Annotated in this window: 13 protein-coding genes and 2 riboswitches; of the genes, 7 read left to right on the plus strand and 6 right to left on the minus strand. The window is 64.9% G+C overall.

Annotated features, from left to right (window positions below; translation table 11 throughout):
- Positions 1-48: 48 nt before the first annotated feature.
- Positions 49-981: a TorF family putative porin gene (locus tag ACWHXP_RS22550; RefSeq protein ID WP_489635002.1), complete on the minus strand. Its 933-nt coding sequence runs from the start codon at positions 979-981 to the stop codon at positions 49-51.
- A 150-nt stretch (positions 982-1,131) separates the two neighbouring features.
- Positions 1,132-2,208 carry a putative urea ABC transporter substrate-binding protein gene (locus ACWHXP_RS22555; protein WP_034333841.1) on the minus strand — a complete coding sequence of 359 codons (1,077 nt, stop codon included), beginning with the start codon at positions 2,206-2,208 and terminating at the stop codon, positions 1,132-1,134.
- A 67-nt stretch (positions 2,209-2,275) separates the two neighbouring features.
- A riboswitch (guanidine-I (ykkC/yxkD leader) is annotated at positions 2,276-2,375 on the minus strand.
- Between the two features lie 440 nt (positions 2,376-2,815).
- Here ACWHXP_RS22555 and ACWHXP_RS22560 point away from each other — a divergent pair.
- From ACWHXP_RS22560 to atzF, 7 genes are all read left to right on the plus strand, one after another.
- Positions 2,816-2,971 (plus strand): hypothetical protein, encoded by a 156-nt coding sequence (locus tag ACWHXP_RS22560; RefSeq protein WP_287019582.1) that lies wholly within the window; start codon positions 2,816-2,818, stop codon positions 2,969-2,971.
- Positions 2,972-3,065: 94 nt separating this feature from the next.
- Positions 3,066-3,166: riboswitch (guanidine-I (ykkC/yxkD leader) on the plus strand.
- 148 nt (positions 3,167-3,314) lie between these two features.
- Positions 3,315-4,130 carry an ABC transporter permease gene (locus ACWHXP_RS22565; RefSeq protein ID WP_088756566.1) on the plus strand — a complete coding sequence of 272 codons (816 nt, stop codon included), beginning with the start codon at positions 3,315-3,317 and terminating at the stop codon, positions 4,128-4,130.
- Positions 4,127-4,903, plus strand: a complete 777-nt coding sequence (locus ACWHXP_RS22570) for an ABC transporter ATP-binding protein (protein WP_034333837.1) — start codon at positions 4,127-4,129, stop codon at positions 4,901-4,903. The genes ACWHXP_RS22565 and ACWHXP_RS22570 overlap by 4 nt, the downstream gene beginning before the upstream one ends.
- Before the next feature lies 1 nt (position 4,904).
- Positions 4,905-5,636: an urea amidolyase associated protein UAAP1 gene (locus tag ACWHXP_RS22575; RefSeq protein ID WP_489635001.1), complete on the plus strand. Its 732-nt coding sequence runs from the start codon at positions 4,905-4,907 to the stop codon at positions 5,634-5,636.
- 15 nt (positions 5,637-5,651) lie between these two features.
- Complete coding sequence (locus ACWHXP_RS22580) at positions 5,652-6,287, plus strand: urea amidolyase associated protein UAAP2 (protein WP_489635000.1); 636 nt, start codon at positions 5,652-5,654, stop codon at positions 6,285-6,287.
- 98 nt (positions 6,288-6,385) lie between these two features.
- A complete protein-coding gene (uca, locus tag ACWHXP_RS22585) occupies positions 6,386-10,009 on the plus strand; it encodes an urea carboxylase (RefSeq protein WP_489634999.1) in 3,624 nt (1,207 codons plus the stop codon).
- On the plus strand, positions 10,006-11,421 hold the full coding sequence (gene atzF / locus ACWHXP_RS22590; protein WP_134134339.1) for an allophanate hydrolase: 1,416 nt from the start codon (positions 10,006-10,008) through the stop codon (positions 11,419-11,421). Before uca ends, atzF begins: the two co-directional genes overlap by 4 nt.
- Positions 11,422-11,445: 24 nt before the next feature.
- On the opposite strand, the gene ACWHXP_RS22595 is transcribed toward atzF, so the two are convergent.
- The 4 genes from ACWHXP_RS22595 to ACWHXP_RS22610 all read right to left on the minus strand — a co-directional run bounded on the left by ACWHXP_RS22595 (position 11,446) and on the right by ACWHXP_RS22610 (position 15,903).
- Positions 11,446-12,705, minus strand: a complete 1,260-nt coding sequence (locus tag ACWHXP_RS22595; RefSeq protein WP_489634998.1) for a nitrate- and nitrite sensing domain-containing protein — start codon at positions 12,703-12,705, stop codon at positions 11,446-11,448.
- Positions 12,706-12,820: 115 nt separating this feature from the next.
- The gene (locus ACWHXP_RS22600; RefSeq protein WP_232729514.1) at positions 12,821-13,498 is read right to left on the minus strand and encodes a YitT family protein; all 678 of its coding nucleotides are present in this window, start codon (positions 13,496-13,498) and stop codon (positions 12,821-12,823) included.
- A 374-nt stretch (positions 13,499-13,872) separates the two neighbouring features.
- A complete protein-coding gene (locus ACWHXP_RS22605) occupies positions 13,873-15,045 on the minus strand; it encodes a porin (RefSeq protein ID WP_489634997.1) in 1,173 nt (390 codons plus the stop codon).
- Positions 15,046-15,111: 66 nt separating this feature from the next.
- Entirely contained in the window at positions 15,112-15,903 is a 792-nt protein-coding gene (locus tag ACWHXP_RS22610) for a cyclase family protein (RefSeq protein ID WP_489624044.1), read from the minus strand.
- Positions 15,904-15,959: the final 56 nt, after the last annotated feature.

The following is a 15,959-nucleotide window of genomic DNA, read 5'->3' on the forward strand; positions in this document are numbered from 1 at the left end:
CAGATACGGACGGTCACCGCGCTGCCTGGACTGTGATTGCTACCCGGTTCAGAAGCCCCAGCTCAGCATGCCCACCAGCTGGTTGCCCTGCTTGACGTCAAAGCGGTTGTAGCCGCCAAGGATGGCCTGCAGCGACCAGGTGATGGAAGAGTCGGGGAAGGGCGCCGACAGTCCTAGCGTCAGGTGGCGCAGGCCGCCGCTGCTGGGTCCGTTGCCGGCGAAGCAGCCATTGACCACGAAGGCCTGGCCCGCCCCGCAGGAGGCACCGGTGGCGGTGTCGCGGGTGCCGAGATACTTGCCTTCGCGGCTGTAAGTGTAGGCGCCCAGCGTGCCGGTGAAGGTGATGTCGTAGGGCAGCGGCTTGGTGTAGACCAGGGTCCAGTAGGTATCGCCCTTGTTGCCCCAGACCACGTCGTTGAGCAGCGTCTGCGCATTGAAGGACAGCGCGCCCCAGGTCAGGCCGGCCTTGGTTTCCAGCGCATTGGCATGGCTGCCATTGGCGTAGTAGTAGCCGGTCATGCCCAGGGTATAGCCGAGGTCGCCGCTGATGTTGCCGGCGTAGGCGAAGTAGAGATCGTTTTCCACTGAACGCGGCTTCTGGAATTCGGTGATGCTGCGATCACCGTAGGAATTGCCCAGCTGCTTGTACGAATAATTGATGGTCGAGGCCCAGTAGCCGAAGCTCCAGCCACTGCTGTGGACGAAGTCGATGCCCCATTGCAGCGCGGCCTGGTCCGATTCGGGTGCGTCGGCTCCTGGATTGCCCAGTGGCTGGCCGTTGCCGTAGGTGGTGGTGACGCCGCGCAGTACATAGCGCGAGGCCAGGTCGATGTGTTTGGTGATGGTCCACGGACCGGCCGGGGCCGCAGCCGGCGCGGCATCATCGGCCAGCGCCGGAGCGCAGGCCAGCAGGGTGGTGAGGGCAGCGGCGCAGGTGCCGAGGCCGCAAAGGCGCGACAGGGAAGTGGCGTAGGTAGTCAAGGTTCTCTCCGTGGTTTGGTCTGGAAGCAGCGTGGATCAGTGTGAAAGCAAGGGACGAGCAGGCCCCGGCGGGTCCGTTGCCGGACCCGCGCAAGACAGTGGGTAATGCTGTTGTGGTGGTGACGTTGTGCGCGCGTGTGCGCGAAAAACTTAAAGTTTTCCGTCGGCCGCCATCTTCATGTAGGCCGGATCGAAGCGCAGCTTGACGTTCTTCTTGTCGCCGATCACCACGTTGCCGTCGAAGGCGACGCCGATGCCATCGGCGCTCTTGACGTTGGGACCGAGGATGCCGTGGTCAAAGCTGAACTTGGCGATGCGGCCCATGATGGCCGGCAGCTCCTTCTTGGTGGCGAATTCCAGCGCTGCCTTGGGCTGGTAGAACATGGCGGTGGCCGCCAGCTGCGACTGGAAGCCCGCCAGGTCGGTGCCGGAAGCCTTGCCCATGGCGGTCAGCGCGCGGGTGGCGCGTTCATCCTTGGCGGTCATGATGGCCATCATCTCGTACCAGGCTCCGGTGAGGGCCTTGCCGAAGGCGGGGTTCTCCTGCAGGGTTTTTGTGTTGACCACCATCAGGTCCATGATCTCGCCAGGCAGCTGCTTGGAGGTGTAGACCAGCGACACATCGGGCGAGGCCGCAATCGAGGACAGCATCGGGTTCCAGGTCACCGTGCTGGTGACGGCCGGGGTGGCGAAGGCGGCAGTGATGTCGGCATCGCTGGTGTTGACCACCTTGACGTCACGCTCGCGCAGGCCGGCCGTTTCCAGCGCGCGCGCCAGCAGGTAGTGCGAGACCGAGAATTCCACCAGCTGCACCGACTGGCCCTTGATGTCGGCCAGCTTCTTGTTCTTCCCCTTGAGCACGATGCCATCGTTGCCGTTGGAATAGTCGCCCACGATCAGGGCAGTGGAGTCCACGCCACCGGCGGCGGGAATGGTGAGCGCATCCATGTTGGTCATGGTGCAGCCGTCGAACTTGCCGGCGGTGTACTGGTTGATCGACTCCACGTAGTCGTTCAACTGCACGGCGCTGATGGTGATGCCGTACTTCTTGCCCCACTTGGCCAGGATGCCTTGTGCCTGGGCTTCGCCCCAGGGCATCCAGCCGGCATAGATGGAAGTACAGACCTTGAAGTCGGTGCGGGGGGCGGCGTGGGCCGATGAGAGCGCGCCCGTGAAGGCGGCCAGGGCGATGGCAGCGCCACCAAGGATTCGGGAAATGTTGTACACGGCGTAGGGTCCTCGAAGGGTTTATTGGAAAAAAGCCCGGGAGCGGCGCGGTCGTTGCGAACGCGTCATCTCCCGGGCTTTTCTCCCGCCGTGTAACCCCTTGCGAGGTCGACTGCTCTCGGACCAGACATCCGCAACAGCGAACCGGAACCCTAGCTGTCCATTGCAAATTGTGCTTACTCAAGACCGGACTCGCCGGCTCCCGCTCGCTTTTCAGCAAGGTTCATGCCAATGCCCGGATGCGATGTCGATGATGCGCGATGTCGGTTTTCGCTATTAATAGCGAACGGCGCAATGCGCCATTGGATGCGCCATATGTGAGCGATGCTGGCGCATCGTGCGCGCGCCAAATCGGTGCCGGTTTGCACCATGCTTGCGCTCCGGCGATCCGCGATGCGCCACACGATTGGCTGTACGCCAGTGCAGGTGCGGGTTTGCGCCGGGTGGGCAAGGGCGTACAGGGCTGGTCTGGATCTTGCATGCAAGATTGTCGTTCTCGCCGTGGGCGAGCCAAGACGACTTGGGCCGAAGCAAATGAAGCGCATGCATCACACGCGGCGCCGGCAACCATCCCTGGACGGCCAGGCCATGTTCGCAGGAGCAGACCATGCCCATGACCCGATCTCACGACACTACCGTTTTTCCCTTCGCTTTTTCCAGCGAGGCCGCACAGGCCCTGCCGCTGTGTGGCCGCATGCGCACTTCGCTGCTGTTGATCGAGGTGCTCACACATGCGCTGCGCTGGCTGCGCCGCGCGCGCTGATGGTATGGAACTTGCTGAAATCCAATGACATGCAGGGCAGCCCGCACCGATGATCTGACGATGAATTGATCATCCGACGGCTGCACAAGACGTTCAAATAGCTGGCTAGGGTTCCGGTCTGCCGCAGGCAGATGACTGGTCCGAGAGCCGGCGACCTCGGTCGAGGTTACACGGCGGGACAAAAGCCCGGGAGAGAGTTGCACCACAGGTGCCGCGCTGCTCCTGCTTTTGTTCAACCCCGACCGGAGTTTCCCGTGATCGCTGTTCGCCACCCCAGGTTCCATCCCGCAGCCCGCGCGCTGCGTCCGTCCCTGCCTCGGTCCTTGTCCCAGGGAGGCGCGCCATGCGTTTCCTGAATCGCCATCCCGGCCGCTCAGGGCAGTGGCTGCTGACGCTCCTGCCCTTCCTCATCCTGGCGCTGCTGTACGCCTTCGGCTCGGCCACGCGCCTGGCCGACAATCCCAATGACAAGCTCCTGCCCAGCCTCGCGCAGATGGTCGATGCGGTCCGTCACATGGCCTTCATGGAAGACCCGCGCACCGGCGACTACCTGTTCTGGAGCGACACCCTGGCCAGCCTGCAGCGCGTGCTGCTGGGCCTGGGCATCGCGGCCGTGGCCGGGCTGGTGCTGGGCATCGCCAACGGCATCTTCCCGGTGCTGCGCGCAGGATTTTCGCCGCTGCTGACCGTGATCTCGATGGTGCCGCCGCTGGCGATCCTGCCGATTCTCTTCATCGTCATGGGGCTGGATGAATTGTCCAAGGTGATGTTGATCGTCATCGGCGTCACGCCCTTGCTGGCGCGGGATCTCGAACACACCGGCCGTGCCATCCCCGCCGAACTGCTGATCAAGGCGCAGACGCTGGGGGCCAACAGCTGGACCCTGGTGCTGCGCGTGGCCCTGCCGCAGATGCTGGCGCGCCTGCTGGTTTCGCTGCGCCTGTCGCTGGGGGCGGCGTGGCTGTTCCTCATTTCCGCTGAAGCGATTTCGGCGACGGCCGGTCTGGGCTATCGCATCTTCCTCGTGCGCCGCTATCTGGCCATGGACGTGATCCTGCCTTACGTGGTCTGGATCACGCTGCTGGCGTGGCTGATGGACTGGCTGCTGCGTGCCGTCCACCGCCGCTTCTTCCCCTGGGCTGAAGGAGGCCGCGCATGAGCTACATCGAGATCCGCAACGTGTGGCAGCAATACGGCCAGAACGTGGTCCTGGAGCGCCTCAACCTGCGCGTGGAAGAAGGCCAGTTCTGTACCCTGGTCGGTGCTTCCGGTTGTGGCAAGTCGACCTTCCTGCGCCTGCTGCTGGGGCAGGAGCGTCCGAGCAAGGGCCAGCTGCTGCTGCAGGGCCAGCCCTTCCCGGCCGAGCCCGATGCCACGCGCGGCGTGGTGTTCCAGCGTTACTCCGTGTTCCCGCACCTGAACGTGCTGGACAACGTGGCCATCGGCCTGGAGCTGCCGCGCTCGCCCTTGCTGGGTCGCCTCTTCGGCGGTGCCAAGCGGCGCGCCCGTGAAGAGGCGGCGCAGCTGCTGCATCGTGTCGGTCTGGGCCACGCGCTGGACCTGTATCCCAGCAGCCTGTCGGGCGGCATGCAGCAACGGCTGGCGATTGCCCAGGCGCTCATCGTGCGTCCGCGCGTGCTGTTGCTGGATGAACCCTTCGGTGCCCTCGATCCGGGCATCCGCAAGGAGATGCATGCGCTGTTGCTGGACCTGTGGAAGGACAGCGGCCTGACCGTCTTCATGGTCACCCATGACCTCTCCGAAGGCTTCACCCTGGGCACGCGGCTGCTGGTGTTCGACAAGGTGCGCGTCGATCCGCAATACCCGCAGGCCTATGGCGCCCACATCACTTACGACATCGCCCTCAACGAGGCCCGTGCCCGCGAACAGGCGGACAAGCTGGCCTCCCTCCTCACTGCAAAGGAAAGCTGACATGAGCAAGGATCCCCTGGCCCTGCAGGCCAGACTCTACGAAGAACTGCTGCCCGGCGGCGGCCATACATCCTTCATCCTCAAGCGCGGGCAATCGCTGCGCATCACCGACATCGAAGGCGGCGCCAACGTCAGCATGATGATGCTGAACGCCCGGCAGCCCAGCGAACGCCTGAACCTGCCCGACACCCTCAAGGGCCAGCACACCGCGCGCCTGCAGGCCGGCCACTGCCTGTACTCCGACATGGGCCGCGTGCTGGCGGCCATCACCGAAGACACCTGCGGCTGGCATGACAGCTTCGGCGGCGTGCTCAATGCCGAAGAGGTGCGCGAGAAATACGGCCAGGGCCGCTACCAGGAATTGCGCAACGGATTCCATCGCAACGGTGCCGACAACCTGCTGGTGGAAATGGGCAAGTGGAACCTCGACCTGCAGGACCTGCTGATGGTGGTGAACCTGTTCTCGCGCGTGAACGTGGATGCCGAGGGCGTCTTCCACTTCGTGCCCGGCAATTCCAAGGCGGGGGATTTCATCGAGCTGGCCGCGCCGATAGACACGCTCATCATCCTGACCGCCCTGCAGCATCCCATGGACCCGCATCCGCACTACGCACCGCGCCCGGTCCGGCTGGCGTGGCTGCAGACGCACAGCGACGACAGCACCCATGCCTGCCGCCATTCTCGCCCCGAGAACGAGCGCGCCTTCCACAACACCGAACGCTTCCATCTGTGAAGCAGGGAGACTCACATGCACATCATCGAAAGCCAGCGCGCCCCCGAACAAGCCGTGTTCCGTCACGTGATCCCGGCCGGCGAACCCTATCTCTTCAACCTCGGCGCCGGGCAGACCGTGCGCCTGCTGGACCTGGAAGGCAACCAGGCCATCGATACGCTGTTCTACAGCGCCGCCCATCCGCGTGAACGCTACGATCCCCAGCGCACCCTGCGCCGCCAGAACCGCGCCTATCTGGGCGCGGGCAGCGTGCTGTATTCCAACCTGGGCCGCCCACTGGCCACCATCGTGGCCGATACCTGCGGCCGCCATGACACGCTGGGCGGGGCCTGCGCGCAGGAGAGCAATACCGTGCGCTATGCGCTGGACAAACGCTACATGCACAGCTGCCGCGACAATTTCCTGTGTGCCTGTCTGCACGATGGCCGCCTCAACAAGCGCGACATCGGTGCCAACATCAACTTCTTCATGAACGTGCCGGTCACCCCCGAGGGCGGTCTCACTTTCGAAGATGGCATCTCGGCCGCCGGCAAGTACGTGGAGCTGCGCGCCGAGCAGGATCTCATCGTGCTGATCTCCAACTGCCCGCAGCTCAACAATCCCTGCAACGGCTGGAACCCGACGGCGGCCGAAGTGCTGGTGTGGGACTGATCCGCGCCGCTTGATCTTACGCTGCCCTGCACCCCTCGCGGACGACCGCGAGCCGGTTTTTCGAATCACGGGACGACCCGGATTTCCAGGCCCATTCCATGTTTGACCATCTGCTCATCGCCAATCGCGGCGCCATTGCCTGCCGCATCCTGCGCACCTTGCGCACGCTGGACGTGACCGGCGTGTGCGTCTATTCCGAAGCCGACCTCGGCAGCCTGCACGTCTTGCAGGCCGACCGCGCCATCTCGCTGGGAGAAGGGCCGGCCGCCCAGACCTATCTGGCCGTGGACAAGATCCTGGCCGCCGCCCGCGACAGCGGCGCGCAGGCCATCCACCCGGGCTATGGCTTCCTCTCCGAAAATGCCGCCTTCGCCGAAGCCTGCGAAGCGGCCGGCATTGCCTTCGTCGGCCCCACGCCCGCGCAGTTGCGCATCTTCGGGCTCAAGCACACCGCGCGCGCACTGGCACGTGAGCAGGGCGTGCCGATGCTGGAAGGCACCGACCTGCTGGAGAGCATCGATGATGCGCTGGCCGCTGCATCCCGCGTCGGCTATCCGGTGATGTTGAAGAGCACGGCCGGTGGCGGCGGCATCGGCATGCGCGTCTGCCGCAGCGATGCCGAACTGGGCGATGCCTTCGATTCGGTGCGGCGCCTGGGCCAGAACAATTTCAGCGATGCTGGCGTCTTCATCGAGAAATACATCGAACGCGCCCGCCATCTGGAAGTGCAGGTCTTCGGCGATGGCCAAGGCGAGGTGATCGCATTGGGTGTGCGTGACTGCTCGGTGCAGCGGCGCAATCAAAAGGTGCTGGAAGAAACCCCCGCCCCCAACCTGCCCGAGGGCATGGCCGACGCCCTGTGTGCGGCAGCCATCAAGCTGGCCAAGGCGGTGAACTACCGCAGCGCCGGCACGGTGGAGTTCGTCTATGACAGCCTGGCCGGGCAGTTCTACTTCCTCGAAGTCAATACCCGCCTGCAGGTGGAACATGGCGTGACCGAACAGGTCTGGGGCGTGGACCTGGTGCGCTGGATGATCGAGCTGGCCGCCGGCGACCTGCCGCCGCTGGCGCAACTGGCAGCCGATCTGCAGCCGCGTGGCCATGCGATCCAGGCGCGCCTGTATGCGGAAGACCCGGGCCGCCAGTTCCAGCCTTGCCCGGGCCTGCTGACCGCTGTCGATTTCCCGGACGCCGATGGAAAGGCGTTGCGCATCGATACCTGGGTCGAGGCCGGATGCGAGATCCCGCCGTATTTCGATCCCATGATCGCCAAACTCATCAGCTGGCAGCCCACCCGCGAAGCAGCCCGTGTGGCGCTCAATACTGCGCTGCGCGAGACCGCGCTGTACGGCGTGGAGACCAACCAGCACTACCTGCGCCAGATCCTCGACGATGTCCCCTTCGCCAGCGGCCAGCCATGGACGCGCTGCCTGGAACAACTGGTCTATCGCGCCGATACCGTGGAGGTGCTGTCACCCGGCACCCAGACCACGGTGCAGGACCATCCCGGCCGCGTCGGTTACTGGGCGGTCGGCGTGCCGCCCTCGGGGCCGATGGATGAGCGCGCCCTGCGGCTGGGCAATCGCCTGCTGGGCAATGCCGAGGATGCGGCCGCACTGGAAGTGACCATGATGGGCCCGGTATTGCGCTTCAATACCGCCGCCTGCGTGGTGGTGACCGGTGCCGTGATCCCGGTGCTGCTCGATGGCGTGGCCCAGCCCATGGCCACCGTTCTGCATATTGCGGCCGGCAGTACATTGAAGCTCGGCACCATCAGCGGGGCCGGTGCGCGCAGCTACCTGGCCGTGCGCGGTGGCGTGCAGGTCCCGGCCTATCTTGGCAGCCGCAGCACCTTCACGCTGGGCCAGTTCGGCGGCCACGCGGGCCGCGCGCTGGCCAGTGGCGACATCCTGCATCTGCTGCCGCTGGCCGGCGATGAGATGCCCGCTGCCGGCCAGGTCGTGCCGGCCGATCTGTATCCCGCGCTGGAGACGGTGCGGCAGGTCCGCGTGATCTATGGTCCGCACGGAGCACCGGAGTATTTCACGCCGGCGTACATGGAGACCTTCTTCGCCACCGACTGGGAAGTCCATTTCAATTCCAGCCGCACCGGCGTGCGTCTCATCGGTCCCAAACCGGAATGGGTGCGCGACAGCGGCGGCGAAGCCGGGCTGCATCCTTCCAACATCCATGACAATCCCTATGCCGTGGGTGCCGTCGATTTCACCGGCGACATGCCGGTGATCCTCGGACCGGATGGCCCCAGCCTGGGCGGCTTCGTCTGCCCGGTCACGGTGATCGAGGCCGATCTCTGGCAGATCGGCCAGCTCAAGGCGGGCGACAAGGTCCGCTTCATTGCGGTGGACGTGAGCACGGCACGCCGCATTGCCCTGGCCGCGCACGCCGGTATCGCCAGCCTGCAAGCGCAGCCGGTGGAATGGTCGCCTGCACCGCTGGCCTCGCCCATCGTGCTGGACCTGGGCCAGGATGAACAGCGCCTGGTGGCACGCCTGTCGGGCGATGCCAACCTGCTGCTGGAAGTCGGCAGCCCGCAACTGGACCTGGTGCTGCGCTTCCGCGTGCACGCCCTGATCGCGGCGCTGGAAGAACAGGCCCTGCCCGGCGTGATCGACCTGACCCCCGGCATCCGTTCGCTGCAGGTGCATTACCAGCCGGAAGCGCTGCCCTTGCCAAGGCTGCTGGAGACCATCGCCGGATTATGGGACGCCGTCTGTGCCCGCCAAAACCTGACGGTTTCGTCGCGTATCGTGCACCTGCCTTTGTCCTGGGACGATCCGGCCTGCCAGCTCGCCATCGAGAAATACATGACCACGGTGCGCAAGGATGCACCCTGGTGCCCGAGCAACCTGGAATTCATCCGCCGCATCAACGACCTCAAGGATATCGGTGCAGTGCGCGAGACGGTCTTCGATGCCAGCTACCTGGTCATGGGACTGGGTGACGTCTACCTGGGCGCACCGGTGGCCACACCGCTGGACCCGCGCCATCGCCTGGTCACCACCAAGTACAACCCAGCGCGCACCTGGACTGCCGAGAATTCGGTGGGCATCGGCGGCGCTTACCTGTGCATCTATGGCATGGAAGGGCCGGGCGGCTACCAGTTCGTGGGCCGCACGCTGCAGATGTGGAACCGCTATCGCGAGGTCGCGGCCTTCCGGGGCAAGCCGTGGTTGCTGCGCTTCTTTGACCAGATTCGTTTCTATCCGGTCACGGCCGACGAATTGCAGACCATCCGCCGCGATTTCCCGCTGGGCCGCTTCGAGGTCGGCATCGAAGAGACGCAGCTGAACTTGGCGGACTACCAGGAGTTCCTGCAGCGCGAAGCCGAGGGGATTGCTGCCTTCCGCCAGCACCAGCAGGCTGCCTTCGATGCCGAACGCCAGCGCTGGATCGCCAGCGGCCAGGCCAACTACGAGAGCGAGGAGAGCAGCGCCATCGTGCAGGAGCACCAGCCGCTGCAGGCGGGCCAGCTGGCGGTGGATGCGCCGATTGCCGGCAACCTGTGGCAGGTCAAGGTCAGCCCCGGCCAGCGTGTGGCGCAGGGTGAGCTGCTGATGATCCTGGAGTCGATGAAGATGGAAATCAACATCACCGCGCCTGAAGCGGGCATCGTCGCCGAAGTGCGGGTGCAGCCGGGTAGTCCGGTGCGCGCGGGACAGTGCGTGCTGGTCATGGAAAACACTGAAGAGGAGGCCGCATGATCCATTCCTTTGACCTGCGCATCGATGCGCTCACGGCGGCCTATCGTGATGGCAGCCTGTCGCCGCGCGCCGTGATCGGCCGCCTGCGTGAGAGTGCCATCGCGCTCAACCCGCAATACCGGCTCTACATCCACCTGTTGAGCGAGGAGGAAACCGAGCCCTACCTGCAGGCACTGGAAGGGCAATCCCCGCACAGCCTGCCCCTGTATGGCGTGCCGTTCTCGATCAAGGACAACATCGACTTGGCCGGCATCCCCACTACGGCCGCCTGTCCGGCCTTCAGCTACGTGCCGCGCGAGAGCGCCACGCTGGTGGCGCAGCTCATCGCACTGGGCGCGATCCCCGTGGGCAAATGCAATCTGGATCAGTTCGCCACCGGCCTCAACGGCACGCGTTCGCCCTATGGCGCTTGCCGCAACAGCGTGCATCCGGATTATCCTTCCGGCGGTTCATCCTCCGGCTCGTCGCTGGCGGTGGCATTGGGCTTGAGCAGTTTTGCATTGGGCACCGATACCGCCGGCAGTGGCCGCGTTCCCGCCGCCCTGAACAATCTGGTCGGGTTGAAGGCGACCAAGGGTTTGCTCTCCACTGCCGGCGTGGTCCCCGCCTGCCGCACGCTGGATTGCGTGACCTTCTTCACTGCCACGGCGGCCGAGGCCAGCCACCTGCTGGCGCTTTGCACGCAGGCCATGCAGCCCGATGAGCGCGATGAATACAGCCGCGCCAACCTGCCGCAGAACGATGCAGCGGCCTTCCAGCCACCGCGCAAAGGCTTGCGCGTGGGGGTGCCGCGCCAGCTGGAATTCCTCGGCTGCAGCGAGAGTCCGGTCCTGTTCGTGGAGGCGCTGGAGCAGATGGAGGCCATCGGCGGCGTGCCCGTGACTATCGATTTCACTCCCTTCCTGGAGGCAGCGCGTCTGCTCTACGAAGGGCCGTGGGTAGCAGAACGCTACAGCACCATCGAGGCACTGCTGCAGGAACAGCCTCAGGAAATCCTGCCGGTGATTCGCGACGTGCTGCGCAAGGCGCCGCAGTTCAGTGCCGTCGATACCTTCCGCGCGCAATATCGCCTGCAGCAACTGAAGGCCGAATGCGACCGCATCCTGGCCACCGTCGATTGCGTGGTGACGCCGGCCTATCCGCGCCCGGTGACGCTGGAAGAATTGCGCGAGCAGCCGGTGCAGCGCAATTCGGACCTGGGCTGGTACACCAACTTCATGAACATGCTGGATTACGCTGCCGTGGCCACGCCCATGAATTTCATGAAGAACGGCCTGCCCTGGGGCATCACGGTATTCGGTCCGGCCTTCAGCGACCAGAGGCTGCTGGGTGTGGCCGATGCCCTGCAGCGCGCCCATGGGCGGCCGCTGGCCGGGCAGCGTCACATCGAAAGCCGGCTGCTGGCTGCTTGAAAGAGCGAGGGCAGGGAGGCCGGATCAGGCGTCCGGCAGGATCTCGGTCAGCGACAGGATCGCCTGCGCCACTTCGGCAATGCGCCGGTTCTGGTTCATCGCATGCTTGCGCAGCAGGCGATAGGCGGCCTCTTCGTTGAGGCCCTGCTTCATCATCAGCACGCCCTTGGCGCGTTCGATGAGCTTGCGTTCTTCCAGGCTCTCGCGCACGGTGGCCAGTTCCTGGGTCAGGTTCTGCAGGCGTTCGGACTGGGTGCGCAGGATGTCGACGATGGATTGGGTCAGGTGCGGGCCCACGCCCGCGCTCAGCGAGCCGTCCGGCAACGGCTGGCCATCCAGGCCGGAGGCGAAGGCCGTCAGCGAGGCCAGCGGATCACGGTCATCGGCCTGCGTGAAGAACTGGCCCTGATGGTCCAGGTCCTTCTGCAATTGGCGGATCTTGTCCTGGCATTGCGACTGCACGTATTGCGCGAGATGGATCTCGACCCGATGCAGGCCGTCCATGCGGGTGGAGCAGCACTGATACCAGGCATCGGCCAGCTCGGGATCCAGCGGCCGGCCGTGGGCGGTGAGCAGCTTGCGGCGCAGGCGTTCCAGATCGGCCAGCGGCAGCGTGGCCTGCATGGCGCTCCATTCATTGCGGAAGCCTTCGGCGAAGGATTCGAAACGGCGCAGGGCCTGTTCCTGCATCTCGATCTGGGTCTCGATGGTCTGTTCCTGTTCGCGCGTGATCTTGCCCGTGACGAAGGCGGCAGCTCCGGCGGCCCGTTCGCGGCCGGCAAATTCCTTGCCTTGCATCAGGTTGAACAGCGCCACCAGCAACCGCGAAATCTGCGGATCCACCGCCACGTCAGCGGCTTCGAATACCAGCGCCAGCAAGGCACCCACCACGGTCTTGAAACGCTCGTAGCTGGCCGCCGGGGTGCAGGCCAGTGCGGCGACATCGGCGCGCAGCTTGGGCAGCCCGTCCAGCGCATGCAGGGCGAAGGCGATGCGGGTGTAGAGGCGAGCGCCGTTGGAGAGGGCGTTGTCGGGGACGGTGGAGCCGAGCCAGGTGTCGAACTCGCACTGGGCCGCCTGGCTGGCGGCCACGCGCTCCTGCCAGGCCTGCGCATCCCGCTCGCCGCGCGAACCGAGATAGATGTTGGACAGGCCGCGTTCCTGCTGCAGGCAATGGATGAGCTTGCCCACGGTCAGTACCAGCTGGCAGGTGTGTGCCAAGCGTTGCAGTTCTTCCGCTTCGCAGCGGCGGGCGGTGATCAGGTAGTTCAGGACTTGGCTCATGGCGGGCAGGGCTAAGAATCACAATGGCTGGCCGCATCGCGAGCAAGATTCGTGCGATGCATGGATGTCCCGGATTGTAATGGAATCGCCCCGCCCGGCGCTTCCCCTGCCAGCGCTAGCGGGCGATATACCACTCGTAGCGATGATTCCACGCCACGAACAGGTTCATCGTGATGGCGCCCACCAGCGAATAGAACACGCGATCCATCGGCAGGAACAGCGCCGCCGTCGCAAACAGCGCCAGGTCGAAACCCATGAGCAGCCAGCCGGCCTTGAAGCCGGTGCGTTCCTGCACATAGGTGGCCAGGATGCTCATGCCGCCGCAGCTGGCCTGGTGGCGGAACAGGCCGATCAGGCCAATGCCCACGCACAGACCGGCCAGCACGGCACCGACGGCGGGATCGAGATGGCTGTAGCTGATGTAGTTGCCAGCCACGTTGGTCAGGACCGACACGGCGGTGACGGCCGCCAGCGTGCGCCAGGTGAAGGCCGCACCCATGCGCAGGGCGGCCAGCAGGTAGAAGGGCAGGTTGATGAGGGTAAAGGCCATGCCGAAGCTGATCCCGGTGGCATAGGTCACCAGGAAGGCCACGCCGGCGATCTGGCCGATGATCAGGCCCAGGCTGTGCAGCATGGACATGCCGAAGGCGATCATCACCACCCCGAAGAGCTGGCCCTGCAGGTTGTCGATCCAGCTGTGGCGCACGGCCGGGGTGGCAGGAGGCGTTGCGCGCGCAGGAGGCGCGGAGGCAATCGGCGAGGAGGGCGAGGAATCCGCAGTGGAAGTCGTCATGGCAATACCAATCATCAATCGTGGATAACGAACGCGTCACGTCAATGGCTCAGCCGGCGGGTAAGCCGGATCGGCCATCGGTGTGCGGCTGCCTTCTGTCGTCGGCAGCCGCCGCTGGGGCGCATGGTAAAGGATTTGTTGCAGTGCGGCGATAGCCGGATGAGACGGCGCGGCGCCGCTGCAACACTTCCCGTCATGCAGGAAATGTGCCAATGCAAAAAAAAGCACCAACGCGGCGGAATTCACCGTGCTGGTGCAAAGAGATGACTCAGGAATGCGCAAGGCGGAACGGACTTGTTGCCGTTTGCCATTTATCTGTGCCAGAGATCAATGAGCTGTCGATGATCGATCTGGCGCATGAGCGGAAAGCGGCCTCAGAAGCGATGCCGGATCCCCAGCGCCAGGCTGTTGCCATTGTCGAGACCGGTGTACTGGTCGCGCATGACGATGCCGTAGAGATCGGTACGACGCGAGATCTGGTAGTCGTAGCCCAGCGAGACCGTATTGCGCACCGGGTTCACGCCGGTGGTGGCGGCACTGGCCGGTGGCCGTGCGAAGCCGGTCACGATGGTGTAGGGCGACACGCCCGCCGGCAGCGAGATGTTGGAGTGCGCCCAGGACAGCAATACCTTGCCCTGACCCAGCGGTACGCTGCTGCCCAGTTGCCAGGTCTTGAAGACGCGGTCGCCGTTGGCGACATCGAAGACCTGCCGCGTCTGCTCATATTGCGCAAACAGTTTGGCCAGGCCCAGGTCGTAGCTCAGGCCACCCATCCAGGAGCTCTGGCGGGTTTCGTTCGGAGCCACCCCCGGGGCCTGGTTGACCAGCAGCGAGGTGGTATCGCGCTCATAGGACAGGGTGGCTCCAAACGGGCCATTGGCATAGAACAGCGCGCTGCTGATGCGGTTCTTGCTGCTGTCGCCGGCCACCTCGCCCATGCCGTACTGGAGGCTGGCGCGCAGGCCGCCCATGTCCGGTGACTGGTACTGGATCATGTTGTTCATGCGCGTGTCGGCCCCGCCGGCTGCCGAGCCACCGCTCATCGGCGGACTGCTGATGGGGAACTGGCCGCCGGTGAAGGTATGCAGGAAAATGGGCGAGAATGCCGACGAATCCCCGAAGGGATTGAAGGCGATCAGCGAGATGAAGTAGGGCGTGGACCCGCTGCCGGCTTCCAGCTTGCCGAAGTCACCCGACAGACCGACACGCGCGGCCCGCCCGAACAGAACGCCACCGCCGGTATCGCCGGGGAAGCGTCCCGAGGCACCGGTATCGCTGCTGAAGAAGCCGTTCAGATCGAACACGGCCTTGAGATTGCCGCCCAGATCTTCGGCGCCGCGAAAGCCGATGTTGGACGAACTCATGCCGCCCTCGTTGACGACGCTGGTGCGATCCCGTCCGGCCAGCTGCGTGCTGCCGAGATAGGAATCGATGGTGCCGTAGACCGTCACCGTGGATTGCGCCCGGCAGCCCGGGCTGGCTGCGCTGAGCAGGAGGGCGGTGGCGGTGGCGGCCAGTATCAGTTGCCTTGGTGTTGTCTTCCCCATGAAGTGTCTCCTCTGATTGTTGTCGGGGTGGTCGGACAGGTCTTCTCCTTGCGGAGCAGGAAATCGCTATCCCTGTTGCAGCAGGGGATCGAAGATGGCGACGGCGCGCGTCCAGCCGGCGGAGGCGCCGCGGATCTTGACCGGGAAACAGGCCACGTGGAAGCCCTTGGCCGGCAATTGCTCCAGTCCGCCCAGCTTTTCGAGGTGGCAGTAACCGATGTCGCGTCCGGCCTTGTGGCCTTCCCAGATCAGGCTGGCATCGCCGGTCTCCTTGAATTTCTGCGCGGTATGGACGAAGGGCGCATCCCAGCTCCAGGCATCGGTGCCGGTCAGGCGCACGCCGCGTTCGAGCAGGTACATCGTGGCGGCGTAACCCATGCCGCAGCCGGCACGCACGTACTCCGGCGAACCATAGCAACTGCCGGCGCGGGTATTGACCAGCACGATCTCCAGCGGCTGCAGAGTGTGGCCGATGCGGGCCAGCTCGGCCTCGACATCGGCGGCCTGCACCACGTAGCCATCGGGCAGGTGGCGGAAATCCAGCTTCACGCCCGGCTGGAAGCACCAGTTCAGGTCCACTTCATCGATGGTGATGGCACGCTCGCCATGGTTCATGGTGGAGGCGAAGTGATAGGGCGCATCCAGATGGGTGCCGTTGTGGGTGTTGAGCCTGACGTCTTCGACCGCCCAGGCCTCGCCGGCGGGCAGGTCTTCCTGGCGCAGACCGGGGAAGAAGGGCGCAAGCTGGGCATAGCTCATCTGGTGGTGCGTGTAGTCGATGCGCGGATTGAGACCGGGCGGGTCGGACATCACATCGTTTTCGAGATGGATGGAGATATCGACGAAACGTCGGGTCATGGCAGGCTCCTGGAAAAATTGGCGTACAGCGGCCCTGCCGGACACACGGGACGTGA

The sequence above is a fragment of the Herbaspirillum sp. Her2 genome (assembly GCF_057961375.1).